General features: G+C 33.0%; 24 protein-coding genes. 13 read left to right on the top strand and 11 right to left on the bottom strand.

From position 1 onward, the window contains the following. Window positions 1–17 precede the first annotated feature (17 nt). Complete coding sequence (locus BUE95_RS06705) at window positions 18–566, top strand: acyl-CoA thioesterase (RefSeq protein ID WP_073583504.1); 549 nt, start codon at window positions 18–20, stop codon at window positions 564–566. A gap of 15 nt (window positions 567–581) precedes the next feature. On the opposite strand, the gene BUE95_RS06710 is transcribed toward BUE95_RS06705, so the two are convergent. Both BUE95_RS06710 and BUE95_RS06715 read right to left on the bottom strand, forming a co-directional pair. Then, window positions 582–1,457, bottom strand: a complete 876-nt coding sequence (locus BUE95_RS06710) for a DUF5777 family beta-barrel protein (RefSeq protein WP_073582761.1) — start codon at window positions 1,455–1,457, stop codon at window positions 582–584. A gap of 238 nt (window positions 1,458–1,695) precedes the next feature. Beyond that, window positions 1,696–2,100, bottom strand: coding sequence for an OB-fold protein (locus tag BUE95_RS06715; protein WP_073582763.1), 405 nt, complete (start codon window positions 2,098–2,100; stop codon window positions 1,696–1,698). 17 nt (window positions 2,101–2,117) lie between these two features. Between BUE95_RS06715 and BUE95_RS06720 the strand changes: the two genes are divergently transcribed. The 3 genes from BUE95_RS06720 to BUE95_RS06730 are packed head-to-tail and all read left to right on the top strand — an operon-like array spanning window position 2,118 to window position 3,739. Next, entirely contained in the window at window positions 2,118–2,483 is a 366-nt protein-coding gene (locus tag BUE95_RS06720; RefSeq protein ID WP_073582765.1) for a c-type cytochrome, read from the top strand. Window positions 2,484–2,539: 56 nt separating this feature from the next. After that, window positions 2,540–3,031 (top strand): YceI family protein, encoded by a 492-nt coding sequence (locus tag BUE95_RS06725; protein WP_234977635.1) that lies wholly within the window; start codon window positions 2,540–2,542, stop codon window positions 3,029–3,031. Between the two features lie 36 nt (window positions 3,032–3,067). Further along, entirely contained in the window at window positions 3,068–3,739 is a 672-nt protein-coding gene (locus BUE95_RS06730; RefSeq protein WP_073582769.1) for a hypothetical protein, read from the top strand. 326 nt (window positions 3,740–4,065) lie between these two features. Here the strand turns inward: BUE95_RS06730 and carB are convergent, their stop codons facing one another. Together carB and rpmH are read right to left on the bottom strand one after the other, a co-directional pair. Next, on the bottom strand, window positions 4,066–6,921 hold the full coding sequence (gene carB, locus BUE95_RS06735) for a carbamoyl-phosphate synthase large subunit (protein ID WP_073582771.1): 2,856 nt from the start codon (window positions 6,919–6,921) through the stop codon (window positions 4,066–4,068). A gap of 167 nt (window positions 6,922–7,088) precedes the next feature. Beyond that, entirely contained in the window at window positions 7,089–7,250 is a 162-nt protein-coding gene (gene rpmH, locus BUE95_RS06740) for a 50S ribosomal protein L34 (RefSeq protein WP_007136275.1), read from the bottom strand. A 166-nt stretch (window positions 7,251–7,416) separates the two neighbouring features. Here rpmH and BUE95_RS06745 point away from each other — a divergent pair, with 166 nt between their 5' ends. Next, complete coding sequence (locus tag BUE95_RS06745) at window positions 7,417–7,932, top strand: hypothetical protein (protein WP_073582773.1); 516 nt, start codon at window positions 7,417–7,419, stop codon at window positions 7,930–7,932. Window positions 7,933–7,972: 40 nt separating this feature from the next. Here BUE95_RS06745 and BUE95_RS06750 read toward each other — a convergent pair whose 3' ends face one another. The 3 genes from BUE95_RS06750 to BUE95_RS06760 are packed head-to-tail and all read right to left on the bottom strand — an operon-like array spanning window position 7,973 to window position 9,903. Continuing rightward, on the bottom strand, window positions 7,973–8,341 hold the full coding sequence (locus tag BUE95_RS06750) for a sulfite exporter TauE/SafE family protein (RefSeq protein WP_073583505.1): 369 nt from the start codon (window positions 8,339–8,341) through the stop codon (window positions 7,973–7,975). 7 nt (window positions 8,342–8,348) lie between these two features. After that, window positions 8,349–9,227: a lytic transglycosylase domain-containing protein gene (locus BUE95_RS06755; protein ID WP_073582775.1), complete on the bottom strand. Its 879-nt coding sequence runs from the start codon at window positions 9,225–9,227 to the stop codon at window positions 8,349–8,351. 13 nt (window positions 9,228–9,240) lie between these two features. Next, on the bottom strand, window positions 9,241–9,903 hold the full coding sequence (locus tag BUE95_RS06760) for a YqiA/YcfP family alpha/beta fold hydrolase (protein ID WP_073583506.1): 663 nt from the start codon (window positions 9,901–9,903) through the stop codon (window positions 9,241–9,243). Window positions 9,904–9,955: 52 nt separating this feature from the next. Between BUE95_RS06760 and BUE95_RS06765 the strand changes: the two genes are divergently transcribed. Then, window positions 9,956–10,237, top strand: coding sequence for an N-acetyltransferase (locus BUE95_RS06765; RefSeq protein WP_073582777.1), 282 nt, complete (start codon window positions 9,956–9,958; stop codon window positions 10,235–10,237). A gap of 44 nt (window positions 10,238–10,281) precedes the next feature. On the opposite strand, the gene mtaB is transcribed toward BUE95_RS06765, so the two are convergent. Next, window positions 10,282–11,610, bottom strand: coding sequence for a tRNA (N(6)-L-threonylcarbamoyladenosine(37)-C(2))-methylthiotransferase MtaB (gene mtaB / locus BUE95_RS06770; RefSeq protein ID WP_073582779.1), 1,329 nt, complete (start codon window positions 11,608–11,610; stop codon window positions 10,282–10,284). A 153-nt stretch (window positions 11,611–11,763) separates the two neighbouring features. Between mtaB and BUE95_RS06775 the strand changes: the two genes are divergently transcribed. Then, the gene (locus BUE95_RS06775; RefSeq protein WP_073582781.1) at window positions 11,764–12,051 is read left to right on the top strand and encodes a hypothetical protein; all 288 of its coding nucleotides are present in this window, start codon (window positions 11,764–11,766) and stop codon (window positions 12,049–12,051) included. 57 nt (window positions 12,052–12,108) lie between these two features. Here the strand turns inward: BUE95_RS06775 and BUE95_RS06780 are convergent, their stop codons facing one another. Together BUE95_RS06780 and BUE95_RS06785 are read right to left on the bottom strand one after the other, a co-directional pair. Beyond that, window positions 12,109–13,284, bottom strand: a complete 1,176-nt coding sequence (locus BUE95_RS06780; RefSeq protein WP_073582782.1) for a GlmU family protein — start codon at window positions 13,282–13,284, stop codon at window positions 12,109–12,111. 118 nt (window positions 13,285–13,402) lie between these two features. Then, on the bottom strand, window positions 13,403–13,654 hold the full coding sequence (locus BUE95_RS06785) for a type B 50S ribosomal protein L31 (RefSeq protein WP_026724762.1): 252 nt from the start codon (window positions 13,652–13,654) through the stop codon (window positions 13,403–13,405). A 227-nt stretch (window positions 13,655–13,881) separates the two neighbouring features. On the opposite strand from BUE95_RS06785, the gene BUE95_RS06790 reads away from it, so the two are divergent. From BUE95_RS06790 to BUE95_RS06815, 6 genes are all read left to right on the top strand, one after another. Then, a complete protein-coding gene (locus BUE95_RS06790) occupies window positions 13,882–14,409 on the top strand; it encodes a DUF4199 domain-containing protein (protein WP_073582784.1) in 528 nt (175 codons plus the stop codon). A 4-nt stretch (window positions 14,410–14,413) separates the two neighbouring features. Continuing rightward, on the top strand, window positions 14,414–15,367 hold the full coding sequence (locus BUE95_RS06795) for a glycosyltransferase family 2 protein (RefSeq protein WP_073582786.1): 954 nt from the start codon (window positions 14,414–14,416) through the stop codon (window positions 15,365–15,367). Between the two features lie 40 nt (window positions 15,368–15,407). After that, window positions 15,408–15,905, top strand: coding sequence for an ORF6N domain-containing protein (locus BUE95_RS06800; protein ID WP_073582788.1), 498 nt, complete (start codon window positions 15,408–15,410; stop codon window positions 15,903–15,905). A gap of 4 nt (window positions 15,906–15,909) precedes the next feature. Next, complete coding sequence (locus tag BUE95_RS06805) at window positions 15,910–17,637, top strand: phospho-sugar mutase (protein WP_073583507.1); 1,728 nt, start codon at window positions 15,910–15,912, stop codon at window positions 17,635–17,637. Beyond that, window positions 17,638–19,470 carry an ABC transporter ATP-binding protein gene (locus BUE95_RS06810; RefSeq protein ID WP_073582790.1) on the top strand — a complete coding sequence of 611 codons (1,833 nt, stop codon included), beginning with the start codon at window positions 17,638–17,640 and terminating at the stop codon, window positions 19,468–19,470. 139 nt (window positions 19,471–19,609) lie between these two features. Next, entirely contained in the window at window positions 19,610–20,311 is a 702-nt protein-coding gene (locus tag BUE95_RS06815) for a DUF2971 domain-containing protein (protein WP_073582792.1), read from the top strand. Window positions 20,312–20,353: 42 nt separating this feature from the next. Here the strand turns inward: BUE95_RS06815 and BUE95_RS06820 are convergent, their stop codons facing one another. Next, window positions 20,354–21,472 (bottom strand): C40 family peptidase, encoded by a 1,119-nt coding sequence (locus BUE95_RS06820; protein ID WP_073582794.1) that lies wholly within the window; start codon window positions 21,470–21,472, stop codon window positions 20,354–20,356. Window positions 21,473–21,531: the final 59 nt, after the last annotated feature.

Below are 21,531 nucleotides of genomic sequence, written 5' to 3' on the forward strand. Positions count from 1 at the left end.
TAAAATTAGGCTTAATGATGCATTCCAATACCGTTTCGGCTTCAAAAATTACAATCTCGGAACTAATGCTGCCTTCCCATTCCAATTTTAGTGGAAAAATTCATGGCGGTTATCTACTAAAACTAATGGATCAAATAGCCTTTGCATGTGCTTCTAAATATTCAGGAAGCTATTGTGTTACGGCTTCCGTTGATACGGTAGACTTTCTAAATCCTGTTGAAATAGGAGAATTGGTAACTTTAAAAGCGTCTGTCAATTATGTAGGTACAACCTCTATGGTTGTTGGAATTAGAGTTATCTCAGAAAATATTCAAACAGGAAAAATGAAACATTGTAACTCTAGTTATTTTACTATGGTTGCAAAAGATGAGAAAGGAAATAATGTAAAAGTACCCCGTTTAATTTTGTCTTCATTTGACGAAATCAGACGCTTTTATGATAGTTTATATCGAATACAATCCAAAAAATTATCAAGAGAGATTGAAAGAAAATTTGATTATAAAACAAAAGAAGCCTTAGAGAATCTTCAACATTATAATGTGGAAATTTCTGAAAAGCTTCTATAAAAATGTGGGAATAATTTAAAAAACTCGAACTAAATTAAACCCGAATGCAAATTCGCCTTTGGTCCAATCTCCAACAGTTTGTCCTAAAAAGCCTGCTTCATGCATGGCATTAGAATTGGAGAAATGCATTTGAAAGACATGTCCACCTGTCTCTAAATCAAAACCTATAGAAAGTGGATTTTTATAAATCGATTCATTTGCTCTGTTTAAGTGAGCTGCATAATCAACATTTATAGACCAACGACTAGTTAATTTAAAGCGTCCCCCAACACCTATAGCATATTGTAAGTTTTCTTGTGGATTAGGCAAAATCGCCATATTATTTTCATCTAATATATCACGTAATGTATTCTCATGAAAAACTGTTGGGGCTACTTGCAATGACAACCTATTCGAAAATTTTCTAGAGATTAGCAATTGATTTACAAAACTTAACCTGTTTTCAAATTCTAAATTAGGGAAAAATTCCTCCTTCAATTCTGTATTGACAGCTAAACTATTGAACCCAACAACCGAAAATGGAAACCCTCCTTCTCGTTGAGATAGAAGTTGATATTTAACACCCATATCATACGTTTCTTGAAAACCACTTCGAGCAACGTGAACCGTTAACCAGTCGTCAATTCCATAAAGAAATTTAATCAATGTGTTTGCATTATCAAGTCCGAAAAAATCATCTATACCGTTGTTGACAAATCCAAAACGGTGAGCAACTACAAAGTAGAAATCGCCTTTAGCTGCAAGCTTAGTGGATTCAATATTAATAATTTTTAAAGATTTAAATGCCGATTCTACTTTAACATTAGTTACTATAGTATCAATTTCATTTAATAAGTCGTCCTGTGCAAAACCACACAAGGGAAATAAAGCTAGTAAAAGTAATTTTTTCATTTGTTCTATTTGTTTTGTTTTGTGTTCTAAAATGTACTAAAAGCACTTAAGTATTGTATCTATACTTCTTTTAAGATGCTGAATTTTCTGTTTTTATTAAGCATCAACAAATCCATATACGAGTATTTAGAAGATTTAGTTCTTTATTTGTAAAAAAAAAATCTAACATTAAAAAAGATCTTAAGAAGTATGCATGCAAAAGCATGATTTTAAAATAGAAAATTTCGAAAAATCAGAATTAATCTAGAACACTGCTTTGATCCATTTTTATCTCTTCAAACAAATCATCATAACCTACTAGTCTTCCTTTGATTTTAATTTCCTTTCCAATTGCGAAATTTTGAACTTGATCGTTTAATAAAACAGCAACTATTTTATCGTCAATAATTATAATACGTGATTTTAAATCCAAACTCGTAATCTTTCCGTATATCGAAATAGTTTGGTCAACGTACTTTTTGTTAGCTATCTCTTGATTTAAAGAGAACTCAGAAATTAAGTCTTTTGAACTTAAAACATAATCCGGTTGTTCTAAACTAATGTTTCGGTGTTGTTTGTAAACATAAAAGTATACAAAAGCAGTTGCTACCAAAATGAAAGCCAACAATGCAAAAACGAACTTGATTTTTAATGTCTTAACCATAATTAAATTGTTTTAAAATGAAAAAAAATGTAAAAAAATTAACCTTCTTATTACTAACATCTATGTTATTAGGAGGTTGTACAACTGACAGTGTATCCGATTTAACTGAAATAACAACAGATGTAAATGTTAGTTATTTAAATGACGTAAAACCTATTATTGATAATAATTGTGTTCGTTGCCATGGTAACCCAACAAGTAACGGAGCTCCAATGTCATTAACTACTTACGAAAATGTGAGAACAGCGGTTTTAAATAATTTAATTGATAGAATTTCAAGAGCAGAAGGAACTCCGGGAGCAATGCCTTTAGGGGGGCCAAGACTTTCTCAAAATCAAATTAATACAATTATAGCTTGGCAAAATGCTAATTTCCCTCAATAAAAAAAACTATGAAAATCAAATTATTAACTTTAATATTCTTTCTGAGCACTAGCCTTATGGCTCAAGAAAGATTTATTACCAAAAGTGGAATAATTTCTTTTGAAGCATCTGTTCCTAGTTTTGAAGAAATTAAAGGGAAAAACACAAATGTTTCCTGTGTACTGAACACAAGATCAGGAGAAATAGCAGTTTTAGCACTAGTTAGAGGTTTTAAATTTAAAATTGCCCTAATGGAAGAACATTTCAATGAAAATTACATTGAAAGCACAGTATTCCCTAAGACGACTTTTAAAGGGAAAATAGAAAATTTCTTTTACTCTAGAATCACAAGAACAGAGCAAAACTATACGCTAAATGGACAACTAGAACTTCATGGAAAAACAAAAGACATTTCGGTTATTGCGAAAATTAAAAGAACAGATGAAGGCATCGAAATCACTTCTAATTTTATAGTGAGTACTGACGATTTTGATATCGAAATCCCAAGCGTTGTGAGTAAAAACATTTCAAAAAATGTAAAAGTTTCATTAGAATTCTTGTTGAAGTAATTTTTTTATACATTTACGCATCAAAAAACAATTCACATGAAAAAAATGATTCAAATCGCATTCGCTCTATTAGTTATTTCGAATGTAGGAGTAAATGCGCAAACAGCATTAAAAAAGGGTTCTGTTAATTATAAAATGACTACCTCAGGAAATGACGAAGCAGCTGCAATGATGGGAGAAAGCACTATTAGTGTTCATTTTGACGAGAAAACTCAAGCTACAGACATGTCAATGATGAATGGCATGATGGTAACCAAAACCATTATTCCAGTTGGAAACATTAAAGACGCACGCATGACATTTGATGCTATGGGAATGAAATATGAAATAATTGAATTACCAGAAGAAGCTTTTAAAGCAAATAGTAGTTTAACAGACTTAAAAAATGCAACTGAGATCGTGTATGACAAAAAAGATACTAAAGAAATTGCTGGTTTTAAATGTTATAAAGCTACAGTAAAATTAAGCGATGGTACCTCTAGTGTTTTATACATTACAGAAGCAATAGCACCTCAAGTTACTAACGCAGAAGGTAATGTAAAATTGGTTGGATATCCTCTAGAGATAAAAGTATCAAATCCACAAGGGGAAATGACCATAACAGCAACGTCTTTCTCAAAAGAATTACCAAAAGATTGCTTTACTATTGGAGAAGGTTATAAGAAAGTAACTATGGAAGAATTTCAAAAACAAATGGGCGGTATGTAATACGAGTCGTTTGCAAATTATAAAAAGCACTGATTTTTCAGTGCTTTTTTTTTGAGACAAGTTGCTAGGTATAATATTGTTTTACATTGATCGTTATCCCTCAAGTTTTATAGCTCCATATATCAATAACTTGCATTTGTAGTATCTTATTGTATCTTGAGATGTTACTATGAATAAGTTTAAATTGACTAGAGAAAAAAAGCTATAATTGACAAATTTAAACAGTTTCTCAAAACAAGAACTAAACGTGTAAGGAGAGGGTATCAAAATCCAAAATCAATCTGATGAAGAAAAAAAACGCAATCTTTCGATTGCGTTTCCCTGTATTACTTCGTTAAGTACATTTTTCTTCTTGAATACAAATCATAAAACTGGTCGTCTTTCAAATCGTCAATAAACAAGATACTTTCACCCGTTGACTTCATCTCAGGACCTAATGCTTTATTTACATTTGGAAACTTACTGAAAGAAAAAACAGGTTGTTTAATCGCATATCCTTTTAATTGAGGATTAAAATTAAAATCTATTACTTTATTATGTCCCAACATTACTTTTGTAGCATAGTTAACATATGGTTCTCCGTATGCTTTTGCAATAAAAGGTACAGTACGAGAAGCTCTTGGATTTGCTTCAATAATGTACACTATATCATCTTTTATGGCAAACTGAATATTAATTAACCCAACCGTCTTCAAAGCTACCGCAATTTTTTTCGTGTGATCTTTGATTTGTTGCATAACAAATTCACCCAAATTAAAAGGTGGTAATGTCGCATTACTATCACCTGAGTGAACACCACATGGTTCAATGTGTTCCATAATCCCTATAATGTATACATTCCCATCGGCGTCACAAATAGCATCGGCCTCTGCTTCAATGGCTCCATCTAAATAATGATCTAACAATAATTTATTTCCAGGAATCGATTTTAATAAATCAATAACATGCTCTTCTAATTCTTGTTTGTTGATTACAATTTTCATTCCTTGACCACCCAACACATAAGAAGGGCGAACTAATAACGGAAAGTCTAATGAATCGGCTAATCTAGAAGCTTCTTCAGCACTCTCTGCAATTCCAAATTTTGGAAAAGGAATATTCAATTCGGTTAATAAATCAGAAAAACGTCCTCTATCTTCCGCTAAATCTAAAGCGTCAAAAGAAGTTCCGATAATTTTTATACCATGTTTTGATAATTTTTCAGCTAATTTCAAAGCCGTTTGCCCACCCAACTGAACGATTACACCTTCAGGCTTTTCGTGCTGAATAATATCATAAATATGTTCCCAAAAAACGGGTTCGAAATACAATTTATCCGCCGTATCGAAATCGGTAGAAACCGTTTCTGGATTACAGTTGATCATGATCGTCTCATAACCACATTCTTTTGCTGCCAAAACCCCGTGAACACAAGAATAATCGAACTCAATTCCTTGACCAATACGGTTAGGTCCAGAACCTAAAACCACTACTTTTTTCTTATCGGTTACGATACTCTCGTTGTGAACGTATTTGGTGCCGTCTGCTTTCTCAATTTCAGCTTCAAAAGTCGAATAAAAATATGGCGTTATGGCTTTAAACTCAGCCGCACAAGTATCAACTAATTTATAAACACGCTTGATATTTTGTTCTTCCCTTAATTTGTGTACTTGACTTTCCAAACAACCCATCATGTGTGCAATTTGTCGGTCTCCATATCCTTTTTGTTTTGCCTCTAGCAATAATTCTCTTGGTAACGTATCTACTTTATAATTCGAAATTTCTTTCTCTAAATGGAATAATTCTTCGTATTGTTTCAAGAACCACATGTCAATTTTAGTAATCTCATGAATTCGGCTTAATGGAATCCCCATGGCGATGGCATCATAAATTACGAAAACTCTGTCCCAACTCGCAAAAGTTAATTTTTCGATAATTTGTTCGTAGTTTTTATAACCTTTCCCGTCTGCCCCTAATCCGTTGCGCTTTATCTCTAACGACTGAGTAGCTTTATGAAGCGCTTCTTGGAACGAACGTCCAATTCCCATGACTTCTCCCACCGATTTCATTTGAAGTCCTAATGTTCTATCCGAACCTTCAAATTTATCAAAATTCCATCTTGGTATTTTAACAATTACATAGTCTAACGTTGGTTCAAATAAAGCCGATGTAGATTTTGTAATTTGATTTTGCAATTCGTCTAAGTTGTATCCTAAGGCTAATTTCGTTGCGATTTTGGCAATAGGATAACCCGTAGCTTTGGATGCTAATGCCGAAGAACGCGATACACGGGGGTTGATTTCAATCGCCACGATATCTTCTTTATCATCAGGTGAAACTGCAAATTGTACATTACAACCTCCAGCAAAATTACCGATAGAGCGCATCATCAAAATGGCCATATCACGCATTTTTTGGAATGTTGTATCTGATAACGTCATTGCTGGCGCTACTGTAATTGAATCGCCAGTATGAATTCCCATTGGATCCATATTTTCGATAGTACAAATAATCACCACATTATCATTCTTATCACGAAGCAACTCTAATTCATATTCTTTCCAGCCTAATAAAGCCTTATCAATCAGTACTTCATGAATTGGAGAAGCCTCTAAACCACGTGTTAGCAACTCATCAAAATCTTCTTTCTTATGAACAAAAGCAGCTCCAGTACCTCCTAAAGTAAACGAAGGACGAATTACCAAAGGAAATCCAAACTCTTGTGCGATTTCTTTTCCTTTTAAGAAAGAATTTGCAGTCTTTGCAGGTGCTTGTGGAATCCCAATTTGATTTAAAAGTACTTTAAACTTTTCTCGATCTTCAGTAATATTAATGGCATTAATATCAACTCCAATTAAACGTACTCCAAAATCCTTCCAAATTCCTTTTTCTTCTGCCTCAATCGCTAAATTAAGTGCGGTTTGCCCCCCCATTGTTGGTAAAACAGCATCTATCTGAGGATGAGCTTTAAGAATTTCGATAATTGATTTTGTGGTTAATGGTTTTAAATAAACATGATCCGCCATTGATGGATCGGTCATGATAGTCGCGGGATTGGAGTTAATTAAGATAACTTCAATTCCTTCTTCTTTTAATGAACGTGCTGATTGTGAACCCGCATAGTCAAATTCGCAAGCTTGACCAATAACAATAGGTCCAGATCCAATAATTAAAACCGATTTGATTGTGTTGTCTTTAGGCATTGTGTTGTTGTTAGTAGTGGATTGTAGTTGTGTTTGAATATAAAATTACAAATTTTCAATTGGGTAGTCTGAAATAAACTGCTAAACTTTTCAAATTTTATAAACAGTTTAAAAAAAAGCCGCTACTAATAAAAGTAACGGCTAGTATATTGTTTTAAGCTAAAACATTATTTTTTGTGTCTTGGTTCACAAGAAACAGTTAACTTATGTCTTCCTTTAGCTCTTCTACGAGCAAGCACTTTTCTTCCATTTGCAGAAGCCATTCTATCCATGAAACCGTGCTTATTTCTTCTTTTTCTTTTTGATGGTTGAAACGTTCTCTTACTCATTGTAGTATTTTTTAAAATCTATAAATAAAAATCTTTTTTAAAATCACAGTTTCCCTTTCCTGAAAACCGAGTGCAAATATACAAAGACTTTTTTCATTCGCAAATACTTTTTTAAAAATATTTTTAATTGATTTTATTACCTTTGCAGTCAACAAAAAAATACAACATGTTTCACAAAAATATTAAATTAGTTTTAGCAGCTTTAATAATTGCTTTTGGAATTTATCAATTTACAGAAAACAACATTGGTAATGGTATCTTTTTATTATTGTTTTCCACCATTTTTATTTTCTTATATTTCAAAAACGAATTTATCTTACTAGCTTTCTTGAAATTGAGAAAACAAGATTTCCCTGGAGCACAAAAATGGTTGTCTCATATCAAAAATCCAGAAACAGCTTTAATAAAAAAACAGCAAGGATATTTTAATTACCTACACGGTTTAATGGTTTCTCAAACCAATTTAATTGAAGCAGAACGCTACTTTAAAAAAGCTATTGCTCTTGGATTATCAATGAATCAAGACCTTGCTTTAGCTAAACTACAATTAGCAGGTATTGCCATGACCAGAAGAAGAAAAATGGAAGCAACCAACTTACTTAACGAAGCCAAAAAATTAGACAAACACAATATGCTGAAAGATCAAATAAAAATGATGAAAGAGCAGATGAAAAAAATGTAATTCACAGAACAAACAAAAAGCACCTTTTAAAGGTGCTTTTTTATTTACCTAATAACATCTTGCCCGCAATTAACAATAGAATAAAACCAAATACTTTTTTTAGCATTTTTTGATCCAACCCAACTGCAATTTTACTTCCAAAGTAGCCTCCAACCACAAAAAACAAAGCAATAATTCCTACATAACGCCAATCGATAAAACCTTCTTTATGATACGTATATACGGCAACTGCCGTGACTGGCACTACTAAAACCGCTAAGCTAGTTCCTTGTGCTTGATGCTGATTAAACCCTAGTAGTAAAATTAACAAAGGAACCATAACAACACCTCCTCCTACTCCAACTAGCCCACTCAAAATACCTGCTAAAACACCAATTAAAACTAACGATAAAACCACTTGCACATCCATTGGTCGTTTATTGTTTGTTATATCCTGAAGTTGGGATTTCGATTTCATATTTCTTACCTAAAGTATTCGTTAGTTTTTTATCGCGTAACCAAGGGTTGTGAATTTTTAAAATTTTATAATTCACACCTTGTGTTTTAGCAAACTTTGCTAAATCCGTAATCGAAGAATCAATTACTATTTTTTTAGTCGGAATTGGATAGTATAAAGCTTCTTTGGGAATACTAAATCCATACTTATCTGGATTTTTCATGATTTCTTTTAATGCTAAAATTCGGAAAACGTAACGCGATGTTTCTTCAGTTAACAACAAATCGTAATAATTATCAACGTGTTGTTCTTCTATTTTTTTGGCAATTCCATTCATTCCACCATTGTAAGAAGCTGCAGCTAACGTCCAAGAACCAAATTTTTCTTTGGCACTTATTAAGTATTTACAAGCGGCTTCTGTTGCTTTTTCTAAATGATAGCGCTCATCAACTTCTTCACTTATTTCCATTCCTTTTTCTTTAGCGGTTGCAGGCATAAACTGCCAAACACCTCTTGCTCCTGCAGGTGAAACCGCATTAACCAAACTACTCTCGATAACCGCTAAATATTTGAAATCATCTGGAACTCCATATTTCGCTAAAATAGGTTCAATAATTGGAAATACTTTATTCGCACGTTTAATCACCAAAGTCGTATTGGTATGATAATTCATATTGGTAACCATTTCTTTGTCCAATCGTTCCTGAACATCTGCAATAAATGTTGGCACATCCTCTCCTGAAAAGTCCATTTGCAAACTATATCCCTGAGGGGCATATTTCGTATCATTTGACACCACTCCATAAATCAAGAAACTTGCCAATAGTGCGATCAACCCCGAAAATAGCATCTTTTTCATATATCTTTCTTTTTTAATCGTTTAGAATTAGTTTGGGTAAATTTTCATTCAACCATTTAAATTTGTTAACTATCATTATATGGGTTCCGCCTTTTACAACAATACACTTTTCTATGTTCTTAATTGGAAAAACCTCATCCGCATCGCCATGAATATGAATTACGGCATTATTTATTTCTTTTTGTTCCCAACACAAGATAGTTTCAATAGCCCAATCCAAATAATGCTTATCACGAACCGATAAATATTTTTCGTATAATTTCAATCGCTTTGCCACAATATTATCCCCAAATGCATATTTAACCAATTTTTCAATATCTGCCAAAAGTTGGGTCGGAATTAACTTATATGCTTTTGTAGTCTTGGCTACTTTAAATCGAGTAGGGAATTCGGTATTCGACTTTACACTTGAAATGATAATTACTTTACGAACCTCCATTTGTTTTGCCATTTCCTGAACCAAAACCCCGCCAAAGGAAACCCCTACTAAAACCGGATTTTCATGCTTGATTTTTTCAACCATGCGATGGGCATAACTTTCGATACTTTCTTTTTCCTTAGGCAAAAACCATTCCAAAAAGTGCATTTCAAATTGGTCTTCAGGTAATTGTATGTTTTCAAAAATTGTGGGGCTTGCGGCCAAACCAGGCATAAAATAAACCGGAATCTTACTCATTACCATTATTTTAAAAAAGTTTCGTAAATTTGCACCATAATTGGAAGGCATCATGGAAATCAAAGATAATGAACTTTTAAGACAATTTGAAATTATTACCGAAACTGGATTGGTTTCAATCGAATATGCGATTCAAGAACGCAAGTTGTTTTTGACTAAATTCTGCAGCAACAATAACGAAGATGATGAATTGCATAACGCATTTATAAAATCGGTTTTAGAGATTGCGGAAAGTAAAAAACTAAAAGTAGTTCCAACACACGCAAAATTCATCAATTTCTTTAGAAAAAATCGAAAATTTCAAGAAATGTTGCCTCCTGGAATTAAAATTTAATTTCAAGAAAAATCCCAAGTCTACTAAAAACTTAGGATTTTTTTTTATACTTCAACGTTTAAGAATTCCATTCGTACACTTCCATCTTCATCTATTTTAGTTAGATTAATTTCGTGTAAGGTATTAACTAATTCCGGATTCCATGGCGTTTTTACTTTTACGTAATTTTCCGTAAAACCATGAATGTAGCCTTCTTTGTTTTCGCTTTCGAATAAAACGGTTCTATTGGTTCCTATTTGACTTTCATAAAACGCTCTTCTTTTCTTAACCGAAAGTCCGCGTAACATTTTACTTCTTTTTGAACGGACATTCATTGGCACTACTCCTTCCATTTCTACTGCTTCGGTATTATCTCTTTCTGAATAGGTGAAAACATGTAGATAAGAAATATCTAGATCATTTAAGAAATGATACGTTTCTAAAAAGTGTTCGTCAGTTTCCCCTGGAAATCCAACAATCACATCCACTCCAATACATGCATGCGGCATTACTTCACGAATTTTGGCTACTCTATCCGTATACACTTCACGCAAATAACGACGCTTCATTTTCTTTAAAACATCATTAGACCCCGATTGTAAAGGAATATGAAAATGAGGCACAAATGTGCGACTCTGTGATACGAATTCAATCGTTTCGTTTTTCAATAAATTAGGCTCAATAGAAGAAATTCGTAAACGCTCGATTCCTTCTACTTCATCTAAGGCTTTTACTAAATCCAAGAAAGTGTGTTCGTGTTTTTTATTTCCGAATTCCCCTTTTCCATAATCACCAATATTTACACCGGTTAATACAATCTCTTTTATTCCTTGTTGTGAAATTTCTTTAGCATTTTTCAATACATTTTCTAATGCATCACTTCTAGAAATTCCTCGAGCTAAAGGAATGGTACAATAGGTACATTTGTAATCGCAACCATCTTGTACTTTTAAGAAAGCACGCGTTCTGTCACCAATGGAATAACTTCCTACATAGAAATCCGCTTCTTCAATTTCGCAGGAATGCACTTCCCCCATATCATTTTTCGACAAATCATTGATATAATCGGTGATTTTGAATTTTTCTGTGGCGCCTAAAACCAAATCTACTCCATCAACTGCAGCTAATTCTTCTGGTTTTAATTGGGCATAACAACCTACTGCGGCAACAAACGCTTTATCATTCAGCTTCATTGCTTTTTTAACAATCTGCTTGAATTGTTTATCCGCATTATCGGTAACCGAACACGTATTGATTACATAAATATCTGCAATTTCTTCGAAATCCACACGTTCAAAACCTTCATTTTGAAAATCACGTGCAATAGTTGACGTTTCTGAGAAGTTCAATTTGCATCCTAAAGTGTAGAATGCGACTTTTTTCTTGTTTTCCATAAGTAAAACTCAATTAATGAAATCGTTGTCAAAAAATTGAGAATGCAAAGATAGTTTTAATGTGGCAATTAGACAATATACCAATTGGACAATTATTTGAATTAATTTGTAACTTTTTGAGAATTTAGTCCGTAGAACTATAAAATCAAAAATATGGCAGGAGAAGGTTCTATGCTGCAAGCGATAAAAAGCTTAGCTTATAATAAATCTTTGAGAGGTAATCACAATCGAACAAGTTGGAAAGATTATAAAATCCTAAACGACAAACCTTTAGAAGATCACATTAAAGCAACACCTGAATTATTAGAAGAAATAAGAACTCGTTTACAAGTTGAAAATAAAAAAAGAAAGAAGCACCAAATTATGTTGGCACTTCTTTCGATTATCGTTGCGATTTTAGCAATCTATTTAATAACAAAAATTAATTATATCGGAATATAAATGGATTCCAGTTTATAAAAATAGTCTCATTGACTCATTGACACATTGGCGAATTAACTACTCTTTTCTATATTTTTTCGTTTCTTCAAAAACGTGTTCTAAAATTTTAGCGTCTTCTTCTGTAAATTCTACATGACGGCGACTCATTACAATTTTAGCGGTTTCGAAAGCTTTTTTGGTAATGTAGGTAGTAAATCCAGAAGCACCACCCCATGAAAAACTTGGCACAAAATTTCTTGGAAATCCAGAACCAAAAATATTCGTCGAAACACCAACCACAGTTCCTGTATTGAACATGGTATTGATACCACATTTACTGTGATCACCCATCATTAATCCGCAGAATTGCAAACCTGTACGTGCAAAACCTTCTGTTTCATAACTCCACAAACGCACTTCTTCGTAGTTGTTTTTTAGGTTGGAATTATTAGAATCGGCACCAATGTTACACCATTCTCCTAAAACGGAATTTCCTAAAAATCCATCATGACCTTTATTTGAATAACCGAATAAAACGGAATTATTCACTTCGCCACCAATACGACAATGTGGTCCAACAGTTGTTGCTCCGTACACTTTTGTCGCTAATTTTACTTGTGCTTCTTCGCATAAAGCAAAAGGACCACGAATAACTGAACCCTCCATGATTTCAGCATTTTTCCCGATGTAAATTGGACCGGTTGAAGCGTTTAAGGTTACAAATTCTAACTTCGCTCCTTCTTCAATGAAAATATTTTCAGGTGCAATTACGTTGACGCTTTTTGGAATCGGCTGAGAAAATCTATCTTCGGTTAACAATTCAAAATCTTCGCGAATTGCGGCATCGTTTTTGGCAAAAATATCCCAAGTGTTTTCGATTCGTAAAACATCCCCTTCATATTCTATTAATTCATATTCATCAAAATCGATATCTTCTTGCGTATTATGCGTATGAAAAGCGATAATTTCCTCTCCAAAAAGAATTGCTTCTTTAGGATTCAAATTTTGAACCATATCTACCAGAATAGGATTTGGCAAAAAAGAAGCATTAATCATAACATTCTCTTCCATTTCCACCATTGGATACTTCTCCATCAAGTATTCTTCGGTAAGCGTTGTAGTAGTATATCCCAAATATTTCTCCCACTTTTCGCGAATCGTTAAAATTCCGATACGAATATCAGCTACAGGACGCGTAAAAGTAAAAGGAAGTAAGGCATTGCGAACGGTTCCGTCAAAAAGTATATAGTTCATTATATTGAATTGTTAAAGTGATGAATTGTTTAAAACAATACTCAAAAGTAGGAAGATTTAGGCAATAAAAAAAGCCTCACCTAAGTGAAGCTTTTCTCTATTTTGAAAAAGCGAAAAATTATTTAGCTTTTTTAGCGTATTTGCTGTTGAATTTATCGATACGACCTGCAGTATCAATAAGCTTAGATTTACCTGTGTAAAAAGGGTGAGATGTTCTAGAAATCTCCATTTTGAAAACTGGATACTCAACACCTTCGTGAGTAATCGTTTCTTTCGTTTCAACTGTAGATTTAGTGATAAAAACATCTTCATTTGACATGTCTTTAAATGCAACTAATCTGTAATTTTCTGGGTGAATACCTTTTTTCATTTTGTAAATCTTTTTATTAAGCGATTATAATTTGTTTCGCGGCTTTACATCTGTAAAGGTGTAAACAACTCATAACCTTTTGGTTTATAAACTTTTTATTTCAGAGCGCAAAATTACATTTAATTTTTAATTTACCAATGTTTATGTAACTTTTTTTTATTTTTTAACTCTAATCCTACAACGATTAGAATTCTTATATTTGTAAATTAATTAAACCAAAACAAACTATGAACGAAATTATCAAAAAAAAAGGAATTACCTTTGGTATCATTACTGGAGTATTAAGTGTATTGATTACAACTTCTATTTACATTGTTGATTTATCTTTAATGACAAAATGGTGGTTAGGTCTCTCAATTTTGGCAGTATACATAATTATAGGTTGTGTTTTATTAGTTAAAACTAAAAAAGATTTAGGTGGCTACATGAGTTTCAAAGAAGGCTTTACTACTTATTTTATTTCAGCACTAATTGGTATTGCAATTTCCGTTATTTATAATATTTTACTTTTCAATGTAATTGATCCAGAAGCGGCAATTCGTTTAAAAGAACTTACGCTTGAATCAACTGTTCAAATGTTAGAGAAATTTGGAACACCAACATCTGCTATCAAAGAGACTGTAGATAAAATGAAGGATTACAATCAATTTTCAACTATTGAACAATTAAAAGGAAGCATATGGAGCATTGTTGGTTCTGCAATTTTTGGTGCCATTTTAGCTGCTATCTTCAAAAAAGACAAACCTGTATTTTAAATAAATGAATTTATCCATAGTTATCCCATTATTAAACGAGCAAGAATCGTTACCCGAATTACACAATTGGATTGTAAAAGTGATGCAAGCGCACAACTATTCCTATGAAATCCTTTTTATTGATGATGGTAGTACCGATGCTTCTTGGAATGTTATCGAAAAATTATCTCACGAAAATCCGAATGTAAAAGGAATCCGTTTTCTTAGAAATTACGGAAAATCACAAGCCTTACATGCTGGTTTTGCCAAAGCGCAAGGTGACGTTGTAATTACCATGGATGCGGATTTACAAGATAGTCCCGATGAAATTCCAGAATTATTCCGTTTAATTACAGAGGATAATTATGATTTGGTTTCAGGATGGAAGAAAAAACGCTATGATTCGGTTGTGGCGAAAAACATTCCATCTAAATTATTCAATTGGGCCGCTCGAAAAACTTCAGGCGTAAAATTGAACGATTTCAATTGTGGATTAAAAGCCTATAAAAATATTGTTATTAAAAACATTGAAGTTTCAGGCGAAATGCACCGTTACATTCCTGTTTTAGCAAAAAATGCTGGATTTGGGAAAATCGGTGAAAAAGTCGTGATTCATCAAGCGAGAAAATACGGAAATTCAAAATTTGGAATGAGTCGTTTTGTCAATGGTTTCTTGGATTTAATAACGATTTGGTTTCTTTCAACTTTTGGAAAAAGACCGATGCATCTTTTTGGATTATTAGGCTCTATTATGTTTCTAATTGGATTTTTATTCGCTTTCTATCTAGGAATCGACAAATTATTCATCAATACCTCGGGAAGATTAATTACTGAAAGACCGCAATTTTATTTATCGTTAACCGCAATGTTAATTGGAACCCAATTATTCTTAGCCGGATTTCTAGGTGAAATTATCCTAAGAACCAAAAACAACGAAGAACGTTATAAGATTAGTGAGGAGTTGGGACGTAAAAGTTGAGAGTAAAACAGAATTATTAACTTTTTAAATTATACACGCCATGCAAAAATTAGAGATTATCAACAACAAAATCTATGTAATTAGAAATCAAAAAGTAATGTTAGATTTTGATTTAGCATTACTTTACCAAATTGAAACAAAAAGACTAAAAGAAGCTGTCAGAAGGAATATCGAAAGATTTCCTGAAGATTTTATGTTTGAACTTACAAAAGAAGAATTTGACAACTTGAGGTCGCAATTTGCGACCTCAAGTTACGGAGGGACAAGATATATGCCTTTTGCTTTCACAGAACAAGGCGTTGCCATGTTATCTTCTGTACTAAATTCAAAAAAAGCAATTGAAGTAAACATTGCAATTATGAGAACTTTTGTAGTGCTGAGAAATTCAATTTTGTCTTTGGAAGAAATCACAAATAGAGTTTCAGAAATTGAACAACAGTTTCCTGAAATATACAAAGCTTTAAATTATCTGATGGACACCCATCAGAAAAATGTAGAACAAAAAGAAAGAAGCAAAATTGGCTTCAAAAAGAAATAAGAATATGCATATCGAACAAAGCATTTTAAATAAAGTAAACGAGTGGTTAACCCCAACATTTGACGAAGCAACTCAAGCAGCTATTGAAGAAATGATGACTTCGGCTCCAAAAGAACTAGAAGAAAGTTTCTATAAAAATTTAGAGTTTGGAACAGGAGGAATGCGCGGTGTTATGGGTGTTGGAACGAATCGTATCAATAAATACACGCTTGGAAAAAATACACAAGGTTTATCGGATTATTTACACAAGTCGTTTCCAAACGAACGACTAAAAGTAGCGATTGCTTACGATTGTCGCCATAACAGCAACACTTTAGCTAAAGTTGTGGCTGATGTTTTTTCGGCAAACGGTATTAAAGTGTATTTATTTTCAGACATGCGCCCAACTCCTGAATTATCATTTGCCGTTCGCTATTTGAATTGTCATGCAGGAATTGTGTTGACTGCTTCTCACAATCCACCAGAATACAACGGATACAAAGTATATTGGCAAGATGGTGGCCAATTAGTACCCCCACAAGATGCTGAAATTATCAAAGTAATCGAAGATTTAAAATACAGCGATATTAAATTCGAAGCCAACAACAATTTAATTGAATATATCGATACTGAAGTAGACGAAGCTTTCGCGAAATCAACAGTTGAAAACGCAAGTTTTAACACGCCAGCCGATGCTAAAGCTAATTTAAAAATCGTTTACACTTCATTACACGGTACTTCAATAAAAGCTATTCCAAATGTATTAGCGAAAGCGGGTTATACCGATGTAAATATCGTTCCAGAACAAGCCGAACCTAATGGTGATTTCCCAACCGTAGTTTCGCCAAACCCTGAAGAACCAGAAGCATTGTCGATGGCAATTGCTTTGGCAGAGAAAATTGGTGCGGATATGGTAGTAGGAACCGATCCAGATTCTGACCGTTTAGGTGTTGCGGTTCGTGATTTAGATGGAAACATCAAATTATTGAACGGAAACCAAACCATGGTTATCATGACAGCTTTCTTATTAGAACAATGGAAACGCGCAGATAAATTCAAAGGAAACGAATTTATTGGTTCCACTATTGTTTCTACTCCTATGATGTTAGAATTAGCTGCTGCTTACGATGTGGAATGTAAAGTAGGATTAACCGGTTTCAAATGGATTGCGAAATTCATTAAAGATTTCCCAAATCAGAAATTTATTGGTGGTGGTGAAGAAAGTTTTGGATTTATGGTGGGTGATGCCGTTCGTGATAAAGATGCGGTAGCTGCTATTTTATTAGTAAGTGAAATTGCAGCTCAAGCCAAAGCTTCGGGAAGTTCGTTATATCAAGAATTATTGAATTTATATATTGATTTCGGTTTCTACAAAGAACATTTGATTTCGATTACCAAAAAAGGAATTGAAGGTGCTAATGAAATCAAACAAATGATGATTGATTTACGCGAAAATCCTCTGAAAGAAATAAACGGACAACGTGTGATTTGCATCGAAGACTATCAAGCTTCAAAAGGAAAAGACTTCATGAATAACGAAGAATTTGAAATTCATATTCCAAAATCAAACGTATTGATTTACTATTTGGAAGACGGAAGCAAAATCTGCGCAAGACCAAGCGGTACAGAACCAAAAATTAAATTCTATTTCAGCGTAAATGGAATTTTAGACACGATTGAAAACGCAACATCAGTAGAAAAAGAATTGGATAACAAAATTGCTGAAATTATTTCGGCAATGAAATTAAACTAAATGGACGAAAATTTTAAAAAACTTATACCATTTGCTAAAAAATACAAATACAATGTTGTTGGAAACATATCATTCAACATTCTGTATGCTTTATTTGGAACATTAGGCATGGTATTTATTATGCCGGTTCTATCTGTTTTGTTTGATGAAAGAAAAACAGAGAAAGTTGAACTACCAAAATATGATGGAATCATAAATGCATTAAGTAATTGGCAAGAATACATTGCCTATTATGTTAATCAATATTCTACCGAATATGGCATACAATATGGGCTAATGTTAACAGTAGGTTTAGTATTAGTCACCTTTTTACTCAAAAACCTATCTAACTATCTAGCATTACAACACTTAACTAAAGTTAAAACAGGAGTTTTACGGGACTTACGTGAAAAGATGTTTAGCAAAATTGTTTCTTTACCTGTTTCTTATTATTCTGAAAAAAGAAAAGGTGATGTTATGGCACGAATGCTGGGTGATGTTAACGAAGTTCAAAATTCATTTTTCATGGTTTTAGAACTTATTGTTAAAGAGCCTCTGACTATTTTATTTTCATTAATTGCCATGATATCCATCAGTTGGAAATTAACTGTTTTCGTGTTTGTTTTCATTCCTATTTCAGGATTTGTTATTTCTAAAATTGGTAAAAGTTTAAAATCGAAATCGAGTAGAGCCCAACAAGAAAATGGCTATTTAATTTCGATAGTGGAAGAAAGTTTGGGTGGCTTAAAAGTCGTCAAAAGCTATAATGCTGAAAATTATTTTGCTAAAACTTTTAACGATTCTATTAATCGTTTATACCAATTAACAATCGCGATTGGAAAGAAAAACAATTTAGCGTCTCCAATGAGTGAATTTATGGGGATTTTAGTTATTGGTATATTATTAGTTTATGGAGGTAACCTTGTTTTAGTTGAAGGTTCTTTAAAAGGGTCAAATTTCATCACCTATATTGGTTTAGCTTATAACATCCTTACTCCTGCCAAAGCAATTTCTAAAGCATCATATGCTGTGAAAAATGGCTTAGCGGCTGCCGAACGCGTATTTGAAGTTTTAGAAGTGGAAAATACGATTACTAACAAACCGAATGCAATCGTAAAAGATACTTTCACAGAAAAAATCAGCATTGAAGACATTAACTTCGGATATGCTGAAGAAAATGTACTAAAAAATTTCTCTTTGGAGATTCCAAAAGGTAAAACGGTAGCATTAGTTGGGCAATCTGGCTCAGGAAAAAGTACGATTGCGAATTTATTGACTCGTTTTTATGATGTGCAAGAAGGAACCGTAAAAATTGACGGAATTGATATTAAAGACATGACACTAGAATCGCTACGTGATCTAATGGGATTGGTTACTCAGGATTCGATTTTATTTAATGACACCATTAAAAACAATATTCGTTTAGGGAAAGAAGATGCAACCGATGAAGAAATCATTGCAGCTTTAAAAGTGGCGAATGCTTATGAATTCGTGAAAGATTTACCTAACGGAATTGAAACTAATATTGGTGATGCAGGTGGAAAACTTTCAGGCGGACAAAAACAACGTTTATCGATTGCGAGAGCCGTTTTGAAAAATCCACCCATCATGATTTTAGATGAAGCGACTTCTGCTTTGGATACTGAAAGTGAAAAATTTGTTCAAGTGGCGTTAGAAAACATGATGCAAAACCGAACGTCAATTGTAATTGCACACCGTTTATCAACGATTCAAAAAGCGGATAAAATTGTAGTAATGCAAAAAGGTGAAATCGTAGAACAAGGGACACATGACGAATTATTAGCTTTGAATGGAACGTATTCGAAGTTGGTGATGATGCAGAGTTTCGAATAAAAGTTAGGAGCCTGAAGAATGAAGCTGGGAGATTGATAACCATTTAAAATTTTTAAGATTATTCAAATTTCTTAAATCTGCGTTCCTAAATTTGATCTTGACTTTGAATTTTATTTTTGAACTTGTAATGGATTGAAAAATGTACGTAAACCATCCAAATATCACTTTACCTGATAACAATGATACCATTGTTTGGAAGTATTTGGATATGTCTAAGTTTTTAGACATGTTGTTATCGCAACAATTGTTTATGTCGCGTTCGGATAAGTTTGAAGACCAATATGAAGGCACCTTTTCGGAACCAACTTATGAAGAAATCAAGAAAATTGCTGCGAACAATCCAAAGTTTTTGGATTACTACAAATCACATCGTGAAAAAGTAGTAATTAGTAGTTGGCATATCAATGAATATGAATCGTTTGCCATGTGGCAAATTTTTACTCAAAATACCGAAGGCTTAGCCATTCAAACTACGATTGGTCGACTTAAAGAAGCTTTACTACCAGAAAGCCAAACCGAACAATACATTGGCGCTGTAAATTACATCGATTACAAAAAAGAATTTATCCCCTTCGAGGACATGTTTTTCCCATTTTTGTTTAAACGTAAAAGTTTTCAATATGAAAGAGAAATTCGCATTATTTCTGATGTATCTGCTAATGGAATGAAAATCGATAACGGTTTAAAAGTTGATGTTAACTTAAATCAATTAATCGAAAAAATCTACATTCACCCTAAAAGTGAAAACTGGTATAAGAATTTGGTAATTCAACTGGTTTCTAAATTGGGTTTTGATTTTGAAATTGAAAAATCAGATTTAGAGAGTGATATTTTGATTTAGTTCCAAAAGAAAGAGTAGATTGACTTCAAATATTTTAAATTATCAATCAATTGGAACTCTATTAATCTGAACAAATCGTCTAGAATAATAAGGTTCCTTGGTTGATGAAATAATTACACCTGCTTGCACAGATGAGTGAATAAATTTAATTTCATCCTCCAAAACATCAGTAACCATTCCTACATGATTGATGTACCCTCTTCCATTAGTAGTAAAAAAAATCAAATCTCCTTTTTGTGCTTGACTTCTATCAATTTTAACACCTACTCCAGCCATTGAAGCAGAAGTACGCGGCAAGACTACGTCAATACTTTTAAAAGTAGTGAAGATTAATCCTGAACAATCAAACCCAGCACTTGTAGTACCTCCTCCTCTATAGCGAGTTCCTATATTCTGAGAAGCTTTATGAATCAAAAAATCAACTTTAGTCATGTTTGCTAATGCAACCTCATCTGTTTCTTTAGCAACACTTTGAGTCTCGTTTTGATGACTTACCAACTCCACATCACCTCGCTTAATAATTACTTCATATCCTATGGGCAAATTGGTGACAATTTCAGGGTTCATCTCTTTTAAATCCTGAATACTAACTTTGTATTTCTTAGAAAGTTTGAACAAGGTTTCTCCTTTTACTACAGTATGAACCTGATTACCTAACTCGTCTAAACAAAGATTAGCATCTTTATTAGTTGGATCAGAAATACTAGCAACAGTGACTGTTTCGTTTCGATTTGATTCAGGCACCTCTTGATTAACATTTATAATAATTTTATCTCCTATTCGAAGACTTTCTGGCTTAACACTAGGATTCCTCTCTTTGAGTAACTCCAAACTAAGGTTGTACTTTTTAGCAATTTTATACAAAGATTCACCCGCCTCGACAATATGAAACGCTTTCTCTGAATTTTCGGATAAAACAATATCATTCGTTTTTTTTCGTTTCGAAGCTTTATTTGGAATCGAAAGAATAGTTTTTAATTGTAAAATAGTTCCTTTAGAATTGGGATTTAATTCATAAATATCAGATTCTTTAACTTTATATTTTTTTGCAATAGAATAAATGGATTCACCTTCAACAACTGTATGTTTGATTACAGCTTGTGAGAAAAGAATATTAACCGATAATAACAATAAAAAAATAAATAAATTTTTGAATCTCATGAACCTATTTTTAGATGGGAAAGCATAAAGTATTGAAACCGCAAGATAAAAAAAACTCC

This window comes from Flavobacterium cucumis (genome assembly GCF_900148835.1).
GTDB lineage: Bacteria > Bacteroidota > Bacteroidia > Flavobacteriales > Flavobacteriaceae > Flavobacterium > Flavobacterium cucumis.